This is a genomic window from Stenotrophomonas sp. YIM B06876 (assembly GCF_030711595.1).
Taxonomy (GTDB): domain Bacteria; phylum Pseudomonadota; class Gammaproteobacteria; order Xanthomonadales; family Xanthomonadaceae; genus Stenotrophomonas.
On the sequence record NZ_JAUJUJ010000248.1, the window covers coordinates 1 to 1,197 of the forward strand.

The 1,197-nt window shown below is 68.1% G+C and carries 1 protein-coding gene; it reads left to right on the forward strand.

The window, feature by feature from the left end; all coding sequences use genetic code 11:
- Positions 1-1,197: HD domain-containing phosphohydrolase (locus QZH66_RS16480; RefSeq protein WP_305806955.1), on the forward strand; the 1,197-nt coding region annotated here is incomplete at both ends.

Sequence of the window (1,197 nt, forward strand, 5' to 3'; positions counted from 1 at the left end):
CCTCGTGGAGGTGGCGCCAAGCGATTTCGCGCAGGCGCGCGCGACCAGCGAAGCGCTGGTCTCCGATTGCGTGGCCGAGCTGCTGGACAACGGCGAATCCGTCATCCGCCTGCTGTCCGAGGGCGTGGGCGAGCGCAGTGCCCTGCATCCGGTCAATGTGATGGTGCTCAGCCTGTTGCTGGGCAAGGCGCAGGGTATGGGGGCAGGCGAGTTGCATGAACTGGGCCTGGCGGCGCTGCTGCACGACACGGGCAAGATGCAGCTGCCTTTGCATCTGGCCCAGCCGATCGAGGCCTTGTCCGCCGCCGATGTGGCGCGTTTTCAGGGCCATGTGGGTGAGTCGGTGGCGCTGGCGCAGCGCATGGGGTTGCCAAGTGCCGTGCTGACGGCGATCGCCCAGCACCACGAAATGGCCGACGGCAGCGGGTTTCCCCTGCGGTTGCTGGGCGAAGACCTGAGTAAGGCAGGACGCATCCTGGCCTTGGTCAACCGGTACGATGGCCTGTGCAACCCGGTGCGCGCAAGCGAGGCGCTGACGCCGCACGAGGCGCTGTCGGTGCTGTTTGCGCAGTACAAGGCGCACTTCGACCTGGCGGCACTGGAGGCCTTCATCCGCATGATGGGGGTCTACCCGCCGGGCTCCATCGTGCAGCTGGTCAACGACCGCTACGCGATGGTGGTGTCGGTCAACTCTTCGCGTCCGCTGCGGCCCCGGGTGGTCGTGCACGACCCTGCCGTGCCCAAGGCCGAGGCGCCAGTGCTCGACCTGGAAACCGTGCCCGAGCTGGGCATACGGCGCAGCCTCAAGCCGGCCCAGCTGCCGCGCGAGGCACTCGACTACCTGTCGCCGCGGCAGCGCATCTGCTATTTTTTCGAACGTGCCGTGGACCCCGGCCCGCAGGAGACCGGCCTGNGCGCCAGTGCTCGACCTGGAAACCGTGCCCGAGCTGGGCATACGGCGCAGCCTCAAGCCGGCCCAGCTGCCGCGCGAGGCACTCGACTACCTGTCGCCGCGGCAGCGCATCTGCTATTTTTTCGAACGTGCCGTGGACCCCGGCCCGCAGGAGACCGGCCTGTGATGGTGCCCGAGCACGAAGCCCTGTGGCGGGCTGCGTTCGACGGGCTGCAGGAGGCCGTCTGGGTGGTCGATACCAGCTCGCGCAACATTCTTTTCGCCAACCTGGGCGCGGCGCGCCT